The following is a 14,716-nucleotide window of genomic DNA, read 5'->3' as shown; positions in this document are numbered from 1 at the left end:
TCTCCGGCGGACGTCACCGCGGGCCGATCCACCGCGTTCGCAGATCACCGCGGCCGGTGTCACACTGACGACGTGGTCGGACTTCTGCCCGGCAGCGCGCGAGCGGCCGCGTGTGAGGTCGGCGACCGTGATCCGCCAGGACCCCTGTGACCGCCCCCTCCCCACGCACGGCGAAGGTCAAGGGAGGTCTCTCCGATGAAGACCCGCACCCGGGACGCGGCCATGGCCGTGGCCGTGCTCTGCACGGCCGTCGCCCTCGCGGCCTGCGGGTCGTCGGGCGACAGCTCGCCGGGCGGCGGGGGCGAAACGAGCGGAGGAGACAAGCCGAGTATCGGTCTGCTGCTGCCGGACTCCACCACCGCCCGCTGGGAGACACAGGACGGCCCGCTGCTCGAGACGAAGATCAAGGAGCTGTGCGGCGAGTGCGCGGTCGAGCATGCCAACGCCAAGGGCGACGTGGCCCTCCAGCAGGAGCAGATGGACTCGATGATCACCGCGGGAGTCGACGCCATCGTGCTCGTGGCCGTGGACGCGAGATCCCTCGCCGCGGCGGTCCGGAGCGCGAACGAGGCGGACATCCCCGTCATCGCCTACGACCGTCTGGCCGAGGGACCGATCTCCGGTTACGTCTCCTTCGACGGTGAGGAGGTCGGCCGACTCCAGGGCCGGGCGCTGCTGAAGGCCATGGGGGACGGCGCCGAGCACCAGATCGTGATGATGAACGGCGATCCCAGCGACCCCAACGCGGTGTCGTTCAAGAAGGGCGCGCTGTTCGTGCTCGAGGGACGGGTGAAGATCGGCAAGGCGTACGACACGCTCCAGTGGAGGCCGGAGAACGCGCACATGAACATGTCCGGCGCCATCTCCGCCCTCGGCGTCGGCAACATCGACGGGGTCTACGCCGCCAACGACGGCCTCGCCGGCGGCAGCATCTCCGCCCTCAAGTCGAACAAGGTCGACCCGCTTCCCCCCGTCACCGGGCAGGACGCCGAACTCACGGCCCTGCAGCGCATCCTGCGCGGCGATCAGTACATGACCGTGTACAAGCCCTTCGCGCCCGAGGCTTCCGCCGCCGCCACCATGGCCGTCGCCGCGGCCCGCGGTGAGAGCCTCGACCGCGTCGCCACGGACGAGGTGAGCACCCGCGGCGCCGACGCGGTTCCGGCCGTCATGCTCACCCCCCTGTCCGTGACCGCCGACAACATCAAGGACACCTTGGTGAAGGACGGCGTGTACACGACCGAGCAGATCTGCACTCCCGAACTCAGAGCCGCCTGCGAGGACGTCGGGCTGACCTGAGCGGCCCGCGCCCCGAGACCAGGTCCGGCCCTCGCCGGGCCCCGGGAAGGAGATGGTGTCCGTGCCGGCTCCCCCCTTGCTGGCGCTGCGTGGCGTGTGCAAGCGCTTCGGTGTCGTCGAGGTGCTCAGCGATGTCGAGCTGGAGATCCACGCCGGCCAGGTCGTCGCCCTGCTGGGCGACAACGGGGCGGGCAAGTCCACCCTGGTCAAGGTGATCTCCGGCGTCATCCCGGCGGACAAGGGCGTCATCGAGTGGGAGGGGCGCACGGTCCAGATCAGGCGCCCCCATGACGCACGCGAGCTCGGCATCGCCACCGTCTACCAGGACCTCGCGCTGTGCGGAAACCTCGACGTCGTCGGCAATCTGTTCCTCGGCCGGGAGATCCGCAGGTTCGGGTTCCTCGACGAGATGGAGATGGAACGCCGCTCCAGACATCTGCTGGACCGTCTCACCAGGGGCGTCCCCGATCTGCGCGCCCCCGTCGTCTCCCTGTCCAGCGGCCAGCGGCAGACCGTCGCCATCGCTCGCTCGCTGCTCGGCGACCCGCGGGTGCTCCTCCTGGACGAACCGACCGCCGCCCTGGGCTTCGAGCAGACCACCGAGGTCCTGGACCTCGTCGACGAACTGCGCGACCGCGGTATGGGCATCGTCCTGATCAGCCACAACATGGGCGACGTGAAGGCGCTCGCGGACCGCGCCGCCGTACTGCGGCTCGGCCGCAACAACGGGTTCTTCGACGTGAACACCGCGTCCCAGGAACAGATCATCGCCTCCGTCACCGGTGCGACGGAGAACGTTCCCCGCCAGATGACCCACCGGGAGGCGGGGTGGTGAAAGACATGCGCGGCAAGGCGGACACCGCACGGACCGAGACCTCCGAGGCCCCCCGGCCGCAGCGCGAGCGGGCCGTCACCCGGGCCGTGGAAAGCTCGGTCGACCTGTTCCGGCGCAAGGTGCGCGCCGGGGAACTGGGCTCGCTCCCCGTCGTCCTGGTCCTCGCCACCGTCTGGATCATCTTCCAGTCCCTCAACGAGAACTTCCTCTCCCCCCGCAACCTGTCCAATCTCAGCGTCGACATCGTGGGCACCGGCCTGATCGCGGTGGGCATCGTCTTCGTGCTGCTGCTGGGTGAGCTCGACCTGTCGGTCGGTTCGATCAGCGGCCTCGCGGCGGCCGTCTTCGCCGTCCTGAACGTCAACAACGGCGTACCCGAGTGGCTCGCCCTCGTCATCGCGGTGCTGGCGGGCACCGCGGCGGGAACCGTGCAGGGGTTCTCCTTCGCCAGAACGCGGGTGCCGGCGTTCGTCGTCACGCTGGCGGGGCTGCTGACCTGGAACGGCCTCATGCTGTACATCCTCGGGACCAGCGGCACGATCAACCTCGACGAGAACGGGCTCGTCGCCAAGCTGACGAACCACTACTTCACCGACGACGCCGTCGCCTACGGCCTGGCGGCCGTCGCCGCGGGCGTGGTCTTCCTCGTGTCGTACCAGGACGCGCTGCGCCGCAGGTCCGTCGGCATGCCGCACCGCTCGCTCCAGGCGATCGTCGTACGCACGGGCGCTCTCGCGGTGGTCGCCTTCGCCGCGGCGTACCTGCTCAACCGCTTCCAGGGTCTGCCGCTGGCCCTGCTGATCTTCCTCGTGGTGGTGGCGGGACTCGACATCGTGCTGCGCCGCACGCACTACGGTCGTCAGGTCTACGCGCTGGGCGGCGGTGTCGAGGCCGCCCGCCGCGCCAGTCTCAATGTGACGGGCGTGCAGACCGCGGTGCTCGCGGTGTCGGGCACCATGGCCGCGATCGGCGGTCTGTTCCTGGCCTCGCGGATCACCTCGGTGAGCCAGAGTTCCGGCTCCGGCGTCCTGCTGCTCAACGCCATCGCGGCGGCCGTCATCGGCGGCACCAGCCTGTTCGGCGGACGGGGTACGACCTGGTCTGCGGTGCTCGGCATGCTGGTCATCCAGTCGATCGCCTCGGGCATGGCGATCACGGACACGCCGACCGCGGTCCAGTTCATGATCACGGGCGGGGTGCTGTTCGCCGCGGTGGTCATCGACTCGCTGTCGCGGCGCACGCAGGAGGCGCATGGGCGGGCTTGACGGCGCACTCCTGGGCCCGAGCCGCCCGCCCGCCGGAACAGAGTGAGGGGATTCGACGGGTGTGGGCGCTCCCTTGCCCCGCCTACACGAGTCACCTAGCCTGACTTTGTGCCGCTCATAAACAAACTCCGTTCGCACAACGCCGTGCCGGACAGGCCACTTGGCGCACTCACCCGACTCCGCATCGCCCTCACCGTCTTCTTCGCCCTCGACGGCTTCGTCTTCGCCGGCTGGGTCGTGCGCATCCCGGCCATCAAGCAGCAGACCGGCGCCTCCGCCAGCACCCTCGGCCTGGCCCTCCTCGGCGTCTCCGCCGGCGCCGTGATCACGATGGTGCTCACCGGCCGCCTGTGCCGCCGCTACGGCAGCCACCAGGTCACCGTCGTCTGCGCCGTCCTGCTCTCCCTCAGCGTCGCCCTCCCTCCGCTCACCCACTCCGCCCTGACCCTCGGCGCCGTCCTGTTGCTCTTCGGAGCGGCCTACGGCGGGATCAACGTGGCCTTCAACAGCGCCGCCATCCATCTCGTCGCCGCCCTCCGGCGGCCGATCATGCCGAGCTTCCACGCGGCCTTCAGCCTGGGCGGCATGATCGGCGCGGGTCTGGGCGGGCTGGTCGCCGGCCACCTCTCCCCCACCCGGCACCTGCTGGGCCTGACCGTCATCGGGCTGATCGTGACCGCGCTCGCGGGGCCCACTCTCCTGCGGCACGAGCCACCGCGGCCACCCGACACCCCACGGCACGGCTCCGACCAGGGCACCCCGCGCCGCCTCGACCGCCGCACCCGAGGACTCGTGACCGTCTTCGGGGTGATCGCGCTGTGCACGGCATACGGCGAAGGAGCCATGGCCGACTGGGGAGCCCTCCATCTCGAACAGGACCTCGGCGCCTCGCCGGGGCTCGCTGCCGTGGGGTACTCGTGCTTCGCACTGGCCATGACCATCGGGCGCTTGACGGGCACGGTCCTGCTCGAACGCCTGGGCCGCACCAGGACCGTCGTCGCGGGCGGCGCCACCGCGGCCGCGGGGATGCTGCTCGGCTCCCTCACCCCGTCCGTGTGGGCGGCGCTGATCGGCTTCGCCGTGACCGGGCTCGGCCTCGCCAACCTCTTCCCGGTCGCCGTCGAACGCGCCGGTACGCTCGCCGGACCCAGCGGCGTCGCGACCGCCTCCACGCTCGGCTACGGCGGGATGCTGCTGGGGCCGCCCGCGATCGGGTTCATGGCCGACTGGTTCTCCCTGTCCACCGCCCTGACCAGCGTCGCCGTGCTGGCGGCCGCGGCGGCGCTGATCGGCTTCGCCACACGGCGCGCGGCGGCCGACTGAGCCGGAGCCCAGGCCCTGTCATCCGGATCAGGCCGGCTGTGAGGTGCGGCGCCTTCCGGCCGATCCGAACCGGCGGCGATGACGGGTGCGACCTGGAGGCCCTTCTCGAAAGCACGGCCTCCGACCACGCCCCGGCCATTGCCGCCCTCCCCCTCCCCCGCACACCATGGCCCGATGGCGCGACTCCACGACATCGTCATCGACTGTGCCCGCCCGGCCGCCACGGCCCGCTTCTGGGCCGCCGCCCTCGACGGTTACGCCGTCGCCCCGTACGACGACGCCGAGCTCGCCCGTCTGCGCGCCCTGGGGATCGCCGACCCGGAGGACGATCCGACCGTGCTCGTCGAGCCCCGTGACGGCGGCCCCCGCCTGTGGTGCCAGCTGGTCCCGGAACCCAAACGCGTCAAGAACCGGCTGCACCTGGACCTCGTCTCCGCCGCCCCCGAGAGCGAGGTCGACCGGCTCGTGGCCCTCGGCGCGACCGTCCGGGCCCGGCACGAGGACCACGACGTCCTGGCCGACCCCGAGGGCAACGAGTTCTGCCTCTTCGCCCTGCACCCGTGAACCGCCCTGGGAGGCGGGCGAGTTCGGCTGCACCGAACGACTCGTAGCGACCGTCGCCGAAGACGTGCCGGCCCACCTCACCCCCACCCCGGTCCTTCCCTTCGACCGCGCTCCATCGTGCAGACTCTGCCCATGGAGACAGCCGAGTTCGTTCGATTCCTGGACCACGAGGGCCTGCTGCTCGCCGCGGCCGCCGAGGAGGCGGGGGTCGATGCCAAGGTGCCGACCTGTCCGGAATGGCAAGTCCGCGATCTGGTGCGGCACACGGGGCTGGTGCATCGCTGGGCGGCCTCCTTCGTCGCCGACGGCCATACCTCCCCCCGTCCCCTCGACAGCCCGCCCGACCTCGACGGCGCCGACCTCCTGGCCTGGTTCCGGGATGGACACCGTCACCTCGTCGACACCCTCTCTTCCGCCTCCCCCGACATCCAGTGCTTCCACTTCCTGCCCGCACCCTCGCCGCTCGCGTTCTGGGCACGCAGACAGGCCCACGAGACGGCCGTGCACCGCTTCGACGCGGAGGCGGCGCGCGGCGGCACACCGAGCGAGCTCGACGCCGACTTCGCGGTGGACGGCATCGACGAGCTGCTGCGCGGCTTCCATGCCCGGCCCAAGAGCCGGGTCCGCAGCGCCGAGCCTCGGATGTTGCGGGTGCGGGCGACGGACACCAACGACGCGGTGTGGACCGTACGACTGTCCCCGGAGCCGCCCTCGACCGAGCGGGGCGATACCGGCCGGGCCGACTGCGAGATCGCCGGACCGGCCGCGCTGCTGTATCTGTCGCTGTGGAACCGGCTGCCCTTGCCGAGCGTGACCGGCGACGCCTCGGTGGCCGCGCTGTGGCGCGAGAACTCGGCCGTCATCTGAGCCGAACCCAGGGCTTACGCCGCTCAGTTCGCGAGCATCCTCGTCAACACCGCACGCTGCACCGGCAGCACCTCGCCGTGCAGCGAGCGCCCCTTCGCCGTGAGGACCACGCGCACACCGCGCCGGTCCTCCTCGCACATGCAGCGCTGGACGAGACCGTCCTTCTCCAGCCGGGCGATGAGCCGCGACAGCGCACTCTGACTGAGATGCACCCGCTCGGAGATCTCCTGCACACGCAGTGCCCCGGCGCTCCCCGAGCCACCCCGCGGCGAGCCCGCGGCCAGTACGTCCAGGACCTCGAAGTCACTGGCGCACAGGCCGTGTTGGTGCAGCGCACGGTCCAGTTCGCACTGTGTGCGGGCGTGCAGCGCCAGGAGGTCCCGCCACTGGTCCACGAGCGCCTGCTCGGCCTTCTTCGCCGCCATGGGCGCACCGTAGCAGAACGCGGAATTCATTGCATCAGCATTAAATGCGCTTGCATCTCATGCGCATGCATGTAGTGTCCTCGGCATGACCTCTCCGCTCACCACCCCCACGTCCGAGGGACGTTGGACCCCCCGGCTGTGGGGCACCCTGCTGGTGCTGTGCGCCGCGATGTTCCTGGACGCGCTGGACGTGTCGATGGTCGGTGTCGCCCTTCCGTCCATCGGCGCCGACCTGGGCCTGTCCACCTCGACCCTGCAATGGATCGTCAGCGGCTACATCCTGGGCTACGGCGGCCTGCTCCTCCTCGGCGGCCGCACCGCCGACCTGCTGGGCCGACGCCAGGTCTTCCTGGTGGCCCTCGCCGTCTTCGCGCTCGCCTCCCTGCTCGGCGGGCTCGTCGACTCGGGTCCCCTGCTGATCGCCAGCCGCTTCATCAAGGGCCTGGCCGCGGCTTTCACCGCTCCCGCCGGCCTGTCCATCATCACCACGACCTTCGCCGAGGGCCCGATCCGCAATCGCGCACTGGCGATCTACACCACCTGCGGCGCCACCGGCTACTCGATGGGCCTCGTCTTCTCCGGGTTGCTCACCGAGGCCAGTTGGCGCCTCACCATGCTGCTCCCGGCGCCCATCGCACTGATCGCCCTGTTCTTCGGCCTGAAGCTGCTGCCACGCACCGAGCGCGAGCGGGCCGACGGCGGTTACGACATCCCCGGCGCCGTCCTCGGCACGGCCTCGATGCTGCTGCTGGTCTTCACCGTCGTCGAGGCACCCGAGGTCGGCTGGGGCTCCCTCCGCACGATCCTGTCCTTCGTCGCCGTCGTCGTCCTGCTGGCGGCCTTCGTGGCCGTCGAGCGCCGCAGCCCGAGCCCGCTGGTCCGGCTGGGCGTGCTGCGCTCCGGGGCCCAAGTACGGGCGCAGCTGGGAGCGTTGACGTTCGTCGGCAGCTACATCGGGTTCCAGTTCCTGGTCACGCTGTACATGCAGCAGTTGCTCGGCTGGTCGGCGCTGCACACGGCGCTGGCGTTCCTGCCGGCGGGCGCGCTCGTGGCGCTGTCGGCGACGAAGGTCGGCGCGATCATCGACCGGTTCGGCACGGCACGCCTGATCGCGATCGGCTTCGCCCTGATGGTCGCCGGATACGTCCTGTTCCTGCGCATCGACCTCGACCCGGTCTACGCGGCGGTGATCCTTCCCACCATGCTGCTGGTCGGCTCGGCCTTCGCGCTGACCTTCCCCTCGCTCAACGTGCAGGCCACGAACGGCGTCGACGAACACGAGCAGGGCATGGTCTCGGGCCTGCTCAACACCTCGGTCCAGGTGGGCGGCGCGCTCTTCCTGGCCGTGGTGACGGCGGTCCTGACCGCGAACGCTCCCGGGGAGCCCGCGTCCCCGCAGGCGGTTCTGGACAGTTACCTGCCCGCCCTCGTCGTGATCACGGTGATCGCGGTAGCGGGTCTGCTGATATCCCTCACGGGACTGCGCACCCTCCCCGAACGGCGGACCGTCGTGGTGGCGAAGTCCCTGTCCCAGGAGGCGGAGCGCGTCGGCGTGCGCGACTAGGGGCGCCTCCTTCACCGTGCGCCCGGCGGGAGCCGCTTGCTCCGCCGGGCTCACGCCTGTGAGACTTCCCTGTATGACCACGTACGGGGGACGGCGCGATCAGGCCGAGCGGGACGCGATCACCGTCGAGATCGGATATGCCCTGTGCAGCGCGGCGTTCGCGGCGGCCGTGCTGTTCGGGGCCGTGGCGGGACCGGCGTTCGCCTTCGACCTGTCGGCCGGGGCGCGCAGCACACTCGTCGGAGCGGGAGCGACCGCGGCCGGCGTCGTGTTCGTCGCCCGTGTCGTCAGCGTGCTGGTCCGCTTCGGGCGACGCAAAGCCGCCGGGGACGAGGCGGCTCAGCCCAGCCAGCCCGGGCGGACCAACCCCGACTCGTAGGCGAGGACGACGAGTTGGGCCCGGTCCCGGGCGCCGAGCTTCACCATGGTGCGGCTGACGTGGGTCTTCGCGGTGAGGGGACTGACCACCAGGCGGCGGGCGATCTCCTCGTTGGACAGTCCGATGCCGACCAGGGCCATCACCTCCCGCTCGCGTTCGGTGAGCTGGGCGAGGGAGCCGGCGGCCGCGGGCTCCTTGGAGCGGGCGGCGAACTCGGCGATCAGGCGGCGGGTCACGCCGGGCGAGAGCAGCGCGTCGCCCTCGACCACCGCCCGTACGGCACGCAGGAGTTCCTCCGGCTCGGTGTCCTTGACCAGGAAGCCGGAGGCGCCCGAGCGGATGGCCTCGAAGACGTACTCGTCGAGTTCGAAGGTCGTGAGCATGACCACCTTGACGCCCGTCAGGTCGCCGTCGTCGGTGATCCGGCGGGTCGCGGCGAGGCCGTCGAGGAGCGGCATGCGGATGTCCATCAGGACCACGTCGGGCCGCAGTTCGCGCACCTTGCCCACGGCCTCCTCGCCGTCGGAGGCCTCTCCGGCCACCTCGATGTCCGGCTGCGCGTCGAGGAGCGCGCGGAAGCCGGCCCGCACCAGTGACTGGTCGTCGGCGAGCAGTACGCGGATCACCGGTCCTCCTCCACCTCGTGGGAAGCCTTCAACGGCAGTACGGCGAGCACCCGGAACCCGCCGTCGGCGCGCGGGCCCGCCTCGATCGTGCCACCCAGCGCGGCCGCCCGCTCCCGCATTCCGGCGAGTCCGTTGCCGCTGCCGCCCGCGTCGCCGCCAGTTGCCGGACCGTCGTCGTCGATACACAGCCGTAGCGTCGCCCCGCCGACGTGATCGAGGTGCACGCGTGCGTGCCTCGACTCCGAGTGGCGTACGACATTGGTGAGGGCCTCCTGGATGATCCGGAAGGCGGCGAGGTCCGTGCCGGGCGCCAGGCGGGGCGGCTCGCCCTCGACCTCGACGGTGAGGCCCGCGCTCGCGGCCTGCCGCACCAGTTCGGGGAGCCGGTCGAGGCCGGGCGCCGGGGCGCGGGGCGCGTCGCCGGGGGCGCGCAGAGTGTCGAGGACCTGCCGGACCTCGCCGAGCGCCTCCTTGCTCTTGGCCTTGATGGTGCTGAGCGCCGTACGGGCCTGCTCGGGGTCGGTGTCGAGAAGGGCGAGGCCGACGCCCGCCTGCACATTGATCACGGAGATGCTGTGCGCGAGGACGTCGTGCAGTTCGCGGGCGATCCGCAGCCGCTCCTCGTCGGCCCGCCGCCGCGCCGCCTGCGCCCGCTCGGCCCGCTCCCGCGCCCACTGCTCGCTCCGGGTCTTCGCCAGCTCCGACACGGCTACGATCGCCGCGACCCAGGCGGCGATCACGCCCTCCTGCCCCCAGGGCGCGGCCGGATCACCGGACGGCGGCAGCCACTGGTACAGCCAGTGGGCCACCAGCGCGTGCCCGGCCCAGAACACTCCGACGGCCGCCCAGGCAGCCTTGCGATGCCCGGTGACGATGGCGCTGAAGCAGGCCACGGCCACGGCCACGAAGACCGGCCCGTACGGATAACCGGCGCCCAGGTAGACCGTGGCGGCCACCGCCGTACCGAACACGACGGCCACCGGATACCGCTTGCGCCACAGCAGCACTCCCGCCGCCACGAACAGCAGCGCACGGGCGAAGGGGTCGAGGGCCTCCCGGTCGTCCAGCTGCCCCTCGGCCGCGAAGTTCGAGCCGGCCATCACGAAGACCGTGATCAGCACGGTGGAGCGCCAGGGCCAACGCGCAGTGCGCTCCTCGCCGTCCTCCCACCGGTTCCACCACGGCGGCCCGTGCCGCCACCACATCGGCGGCCCGCCACCCCGACGCACCTGCTGCTCGTCCATGTCCGCCACGCTAGACGCGATGACGGCGGGGCGGCGTCACCCGGACGTGGTGATCACACGTACTCCCCGCGAAGTACGTCCGCGGCCGCGGGCCCCAAACGGCGGAGCACCTCACCGTTTCAGAAACCGTGCTCGACGAGATCGCACTCGGCCACCCCTTCAAGTACGTCCACGATCGTCCGCCTCGTCGCGGCCCACCCGCTGGGCGAACGCCTCGTCGACACCCCGTCGCCGCCGGCTCCGGTGCCCTGACGCCCCGCGTCGGCCTACGGCCGACCCTCCAGCAGCCCCACGCCGTGCGCGAGCCTGGTCACCGCATGCCGGAAGAACGTCTCCCGGTCCTCCACGACCCGGTTGAACTGCCCGAACAGCTCGAACCCGATGAGCCCGAAGAGCTCGGCCCAGGAGGCGACGAGGGCCGCGACGTTCGCCGGGGGGAGGTCGGGGGCCAGGTCGGCGGCCATGCGCTCGGCCTCGGGGCGCAGTTCGGCGGGCAGGGGCGGTTCGGAGAGGCCGGAGTCGGGGGCGGAGCCGTGGTGGGCGTCGCGGAGAATGCCGATGAAGACGAGGCCGACGCGGGAGGCGGGCGGCACGGTGGTGTCGGGCGCGGTGTAGCCGGGGACGGGCGAGCCGTAGATCAGCGCGTACTCGTGCGGATGCCGCAGCGCCCAGTCACGTACGGCCTCGGCCACCGCCGTCCAGCGCCGCACGGGCCCGGCGTCGGCCGCCTGGTCGCGCGCGGCCTCGGCGCGCTCGCCGAGGGAGTCGTAGGCGTCGATGATGAGCGCGGTCAGCAGATCGTCCCGGCTGGGGAAGTAGCGGTAGAGGGCGGAGGAGACCATGCCGAGCTCCCGGGCCACGGCACGCAGCGAGAGCTTGGCGGCGCCCTCGGCCGCGAGCTGTCTGCGCGCCTCGTCCTTGATGGCCGCGGTGACTTCGATCCTGGCGCGAGCCCGTGCGCCCTGTGCGGTGCTGCTCATGTGAGGCAGTCTCCCACGAGAAGCAGAGCAGCGCACACATTCGAGAGCAGTGCTCTTGCTTTGGATCAGCGATCTCGTACACACTGCTCTCAAGCGAGAGCACCGCTCTCTCAATCGGTTTCCATCTGTGGGGGTCACCATGTCGTCGCCGTACTACCTCAAGGGCAGCCCGCTGAACGTCCGCCTCAACACGGTCATCGGCTGGCTGGCCCGACACGGGCTCAGCCTCGCGGGCTCGGCGGAGATGTCGGTGCGCGGGCGCAAGAGCGGCCGGATGCAGCGCATCCCGGTCAACCCGCACACGTACGACGGCACGCAGTACCTCGTCTCGGCCCGCGGCCACTCCCAGTGGGTACGCAACATGCGCGCCGCCGGCGGCGGAGAGCTGCGCGTCGGGCGCAAGGTGCGTGAGTTCTCCGCGGTGGAGCTTCCCGACGACGAGAAGCTCCCGATCCTGCGGACCTACCTGGAGAAGTGGGGTTGGGAGGTCAACCAGTACTTCCAGGGGGTCACCGCGAAGTCCTCCGACGAGGAGATCATCGCCTGCGCCCCGGACCACCCCGTCTTCCGGATCAGCATCCGGAAGTGACCCGTGGCCGTCGTCAGGAAGGGGCCTCTTCCCCCGTCGGCGCCGCACGGCGGTCCAGCGCGGTCAGGGCGCGCTGGGCCATGGGGTGGGTGCGCACGATCTCGCCCAGCGACGTGGAACCGCGGACGATGTCCATGAACGCCTTCCAGGCCGGCCGGAAACCGGTCAGCGCCGCGTGGAAGAGGCCGGGACGGCGCTCGAACACCATCAGCAGCCGCTTGCCGACGCTCATCTCGACGCCGAGCCCTGCCTTGATCGCGAAGGCGTAGTTCAGGGCCTGACGCCGGGTGTCCACCGCGTCGTGCGCCTCGGCGATCCGCACCGCCCACTCCCCCGCGAGCCGCCCCGACCGCAGCGCGAAGGAGATCCCCTCGCGCGTCCACGGCTCCAGCAGGCCGGCCGCGTCACCGCACACCAGCACGCGCCCGCGCGACAGCGGCGAGTCGTCGGCGCGACAGCGCGTCAAGTGGCCGGAGGAGACGCTCGGTTCGAACCCGGCGAGCCCGAGCCGTCCGATGAACTCCTCCAGATACCGCTTGGTCGCGGCTCCTTCACCGCGCGCCGAGATCACACCGACCGTGAGCGTGTCCCCCTTGGGGAACACCCAGCCGTAACTGCCCGGGATGGGCCCCCAGTCGATGAGCACCCGCCCCTTCCAGTCCTCGGCGACCGTCTCCGGCACCGGGATCTCCGCCTCCAGGCCCAGATCCACCTGGTCGAGCTTGACCCCGACATGGGCTCCTATCCGGCTGGCGCTGCCGTCCGCGCCGACGACGGCCCGCGCGAGCAGCGTCTCGCCGCCCTGCAGGACCACGGCGACGCTGCGCCGGTCCGGCACCGCCGAGCCGTGCTGCTCGACACGCTGCACGGTGACGCCCGTACGCAGTTCGGCGCCCGCCTTCTGCGCGTGCTCGACCAGCTGCTGGTCGAACTCGGGGCGGTTGATGAGCCCGAACAGCATCTGCTTGGAGCGTCGGGTGCGGGTGAAGCGGCCGTTGTGGGAGAACGTGACGGCGTGCACGCGGTCCCGGAAGGGCAGCTCGAAACCGGGCGGAAGCGAGTCGCGCGAGGGGCCGATGATGCCGCCGCCGCATGTCTTGTAGCGCGGCAGCTCCGCTTTCTCCAGCAACAGCACGCGCCGCCCGGCGACGGCCGCCGCATACGCGGCCGAGGCTCCCGCGGGTCCCGCGCCCACCACGACGACGTCCCACACCTGCTGCACGTCGTCCGCCGAAGAGTTCTCGCTGCTCACGATGGTCTACTGCTCCCGATCAAGCCGCCGCCTGCTGCTGTCCCCCGCATCCTACGGCGGGCATCGTCGCAGGCCGCTGTGGGAGGATCACAGCACTCATACGTACAACGTCGCACCCACGAGGAGCGTGCCCATGTCGTCGAATCCGGTCGCCGAGACCGTCGCCTCCCTGATGCCCAGGGCGAAGGCGGAGCTCACCGAGCTGGTGGCGTTCAAATCGGTGGCGGACTTCGATCAGTTCCCGAAGAGCGAGAGCGAAGGCGCCGCCCGCTGGGTCGCCGACGCGCTCGGCGCCGAGGGCTTCCAGGACGTGGCGCTGCTCGACACCCCCGACGGCACGCAGTCCGTGTACGGCTACCTGCCCGGCCCCGAGGGCGCCAGGACGGTCCTGCTGTACGCCCACTACGACGTGCAGCCCCCGCTGGACGAGGCCGCCTGGAGCACCCCGCCCTTCGAGCTGACCGAGCGCGACGGCCGCTGGTACGGGCGCGGGTCCGCCGACTGCAAGGGCGGCCTGATCATGCACCTGCTCGCCCTGCGCGCCCTGAAGGCCAACGGCGGCATACCCGTCCACGTGAAGGTGATCGCCGAGGGCTCCGAGGAGATGGGCACGGGCGGTCTTGAGCGGTACGCCGAGCAGCACCCGGACCTGCTGGAGGCCGACACCATCGTCATCGGCGACGCGGGCAACTTCCGCGTCGGCCTGCCGACGGTCACCTCGACGCTCCGCGGCATGACCCTCGTCCGCGTGCAGATCGACACGCTCGAAGGCAACCTGCACTCCGGCCAGTTCGGCGGGGCCGCGCCCGACGCGCTCGGCGCGCTGATCCGCGTACTGGACTCACTGCGCGCGCAGGACGGTTCGACCACGGTGGACGGGCTGACCGGCGAGTCGGCGTGGGAGGGCCTGCAGTACGACGAGGAGCAGTTCCGCGCGGACGCCAAGGTCCTCGACGGCGTCGAGCTGATCGGCTCCGGCACGGTCGCCGACCGCATCTGGGCCCGCCCCGCCGTCACGGTCCTGGGCATCGACTGCCCGCCGGTCGTCGGCGCCACCCCGTCCGTACAGGCGAGCGCCCGCGCACTGATCAGCCTGCGGGTGCCGCCGGGCGTGGACGCGGCCCGGGCGACCAAGCTGCTCCAAGCCCACCTGGAGACGCACACCCCGTGGGGTGCCCGAGTACGCACCGAGCAGATCGGCCAGGGCCAGGCGTTCCGCGCCGACACGAGCAGCCCGGCGTACCAGGCGATGGCGGACGCGATGGCGGTGGCGTACCCGGGCCAGGAGATGCAGTACGCCGGCCAGGGCGGCTCGATCCCGCTGTGCAACACCCTCGCCGCCCTCTACCCGCACGCGGAGATCCTCCTCATCGGCCTCAGCGAGCCGGAGGCCCAGATCCACGCCGTGAACGAGAGCGTGTCCCCGCAGGAGCTGGAGCGCCTGTCGGTCGCCGAGGCGCTGTTCCTGCGCAATTACGCGGCGAGTTGAGGGACTTGGCGCCGA

The 14,716-nt window shown here is 71.4% G+C and carries 15 protein-coding genes; 10 read left to right on the top strand and 5 right to left on the bottom strand.

Going from position 1 to position 14,716, the window contains the following annotated elements; all coding sequences use genetic code 11:
* Window positions 1-195 precede the first annotated feature (195 nt).
* The 6 genes from ACIREI_RS01255 to ACIREI_RS01230 all read left to right on the top strand — a co-directional run bounded on the left by ACIREI_RS01255 (window position 196) and on the right by ACIREI_RS01230 (window position 6,153).
* Window positions 196-1,299, top strand: a complete 1,104-nt coding sequence (locus tag ACIREI_RS01255) for a sugar ABC transporter substrate-binding protein (protein WP_403325931.1) — start codon at window positions 196-198, stop codon at window positions 1,297-1,299.
* A gap of 52 nt (window positions 1,300-1,351) precedes the next feature.
* Entirely contained in the window at window positions 1,352-2,134 is a 783-nt protein-coding gene (locus ACIREI_RS01250; RefSeq protein WP_403325928.1) for an ATP-binding cassette domain-containing protein, read from the top strand.
* 5 nt (window positions 2,135-2,139) lie between these two features.
* Complete coding sequence (locus tag ACIREI_RS01245; protein ID WP_403325925.1) at window positions 2,140-3,399, top strand: sugar ABC transporter permease; 1,260 nt, start codon at window positions 2,140-2,142, stop codon at window positions 3,397-3,399.
* A gap of 108 nt (window positions 3,400-3,507) precedes the next feature.
* Window positions 3,508-4,722, top strand: a complete 1,215-nt coding sequence (locus ACIREI_RS01240) for an MFS transporter (RefSeq protein WP_403325924.1) — start codon at window positions 3,508-3,510, stop codon at window positions 4,720-4,722.
* A gap of 174 nt (window positions 4,723-4,896) precedes the next feature.
* Window positions 4,897-5,286, top strand: a complete 390-nt coding sequence (locus tag ACIREI_RS01235; protein WP_403325922.1) for a VOC family protein — start codon at window positions 4,897-4,899, stop codon at window positions 5,284-5,286.
* Between the two features lie 132 nt (window positions 5,287-5,418).
* Window positions 5,419-6,153 (top strand): maleylpyruvate isomerase family mycothiol-dependent enzyme, encoded by a 735-nt coding sequence (locus ACIREI_RS01230; RefSeq protein ID WP_403325920.1) that lies wholly within the window; start codon window positions 5,419-5,421, stop codon window positions 6,151-6,153.
* Window positions 6,154-6,176: 23 nt separating this feature from the next.
* On the opposite strand, the gene ACIREI_RS01225 is transcribed toward ACIREI_RS01230, so the two are convergent.
* Entirely contained in the window at window positions 6,177-6,578 is a 402-nt protein-coding gene (locus tag ACIREI_RS01225) for a MarR family winged helix-turn-helix transcriptional regulator (RefSeq protein WP_403325917.1), read from the bottom strand.
* An 85-nt stretch (window positions 6,579-6,663) separates the two neighbouring features.
* On the opposite strand from ACIREI_RS01225, the gene ACIREI_RS01220 reads away from it, so the two are divergent.
* Both ACIREI_RS01220 and ACIREI_RS01215 read left to right on the top strand, forming a co-directional pair.
* Entirely contained in the window at window positions 6,664-8,142 is a 1,479-nt protein-coding gene (locus ACIREI_RS01220) for an MFS transporter (protein WP_403325915.1), read from the top strand.
* Between the two features lie 73 nt (window positions 8,143-8,215).
* On the top strand, window positions 8,216-8,521 hold the full coding sequence (locus ACIREI_RS01215) for a DUF6332 family protein (protein ID WP_403325913.1): 306 nt from the start codon (window positions 8,216-8,218) through the stop codon (window positions 8,519-8,521).
* Here ACIREI_RS01215 and ACIREI_RS01210 read toward each other — a convergent pair.
* The 3 genes from ACIREI_RS01210 to ACIREI_RS01200 all read right to left on the bottom strand — a co-directional run bounded on the left by ACIREI_RS01210 (window position 8,482) and on the right by ACIREI_RS01200 (window position 11,371).
* Window positions 8,482-9,147 (bottom strand): response regulator, encoded by a 666-nt coding sequence (locus tag ACIREI_RS01210; RefSeq protein ID WP_403325910.1) that lies wholly within the window; start codon window positions 9,145-9,147, stop codon window positions 8,482-8,484. The genes ACIREI_RS01215 and ACIREI_RS01210 overlap by 40 nt on opposite strands.
* On the bottom strand, window positions 9,144-10,391 hold the full coding sequence (locus tag ACIREI_RS01205) for a sensor histidine kinase (RefSeq protein WP_403325908.1): 1,248 nt from the start codon (window positions 10,389-10,391) through the stop codon (window positions 9,144-9,146). Before ACIREI_RS01205 ends, ACIREI_RS01210 begins: the two co-directional genes overlap by 4 nt.
* A 266-nt stretch (window positions 10,392-10,657) precedes the next feature.
* Entirely contained in the window at window positions 10,658-11,371 is a 714-nt protein-coding gene (locus ACIREI_RS01200) for a TetR/AcrR family transcriptional regulator (protein ID WP_403325906.1), read from the bottom strand.
* A gap of 139 nt (window positions 11,372-11,510) precedes the next feature.
* On the opposite strand from ACIREI_RS01200, the gene ACIREI_RS01195 reads away from it, so the two are divergent.
* Window positions 11,511-11,960 (top strand): nitroreductase family deazaflavin-dependent oxidoreductase, encoded by a 450-nt coding sequence (locus ACIREI_RS01195; RefSeq protein WP_403325903.1) that lies wholly within the window; start codon window positions 11,511-11,513, stop codon window positions 11,958-11,960.
* A 13-nt stretch (window positions 11,961-11,973) separates the two neighbouring features.
* Here the strand turns inward: ACIREI_RS01195 and ACIREI_RS01190 are convergent, their stop codons facing one another.
* Window positions 11,974-13,212: a geranylgeranyl reductase family protein gene (locus tag ACIREI_RS01190; protein WP_403325901.1), complete on the bottom strand. Its 1,239-nt coding sequence runs from the start codon at window positions 13,210-13,212 to the stop codon at window positions 11,974-11,976.
* 133 nt (window positions 13,213-13,345) lie between these two features.
* Between ACIREI_RS01190 and ACIREI_RS01185 the strand changes: the two genes are divergently transcribed.
* Window positions 13,346-14,701 carry a dipeptidase gene (locus tag ACIREI_RS01185; protein ID WP_403325898.1) on the top strand — a complete coding sequence of 452 codons (1,356 nt, stop codon included), beginning with the start codon at window positions 13,346-13,348 and terminating at the stop codon, window positions 14,699-14,701.
* Window positions 14,702-14,716 lie beyond the last annotated feature (15 nt).

Origin of the sequence: Streptomyces sp. NPDC093591, from assembly GCF_044764885.1 — a bacterium.
Classification (GTDB): domain Bacteria; phylum Actinomycetota; class Actinomycetes; order Streptomycetales; family Streptomycetaceae; genus Streptomyces.
Note: the sequence above shows the minus strand (reverse complement) of the source record. Positions and strands in the feature narration are given on the sequence as shown.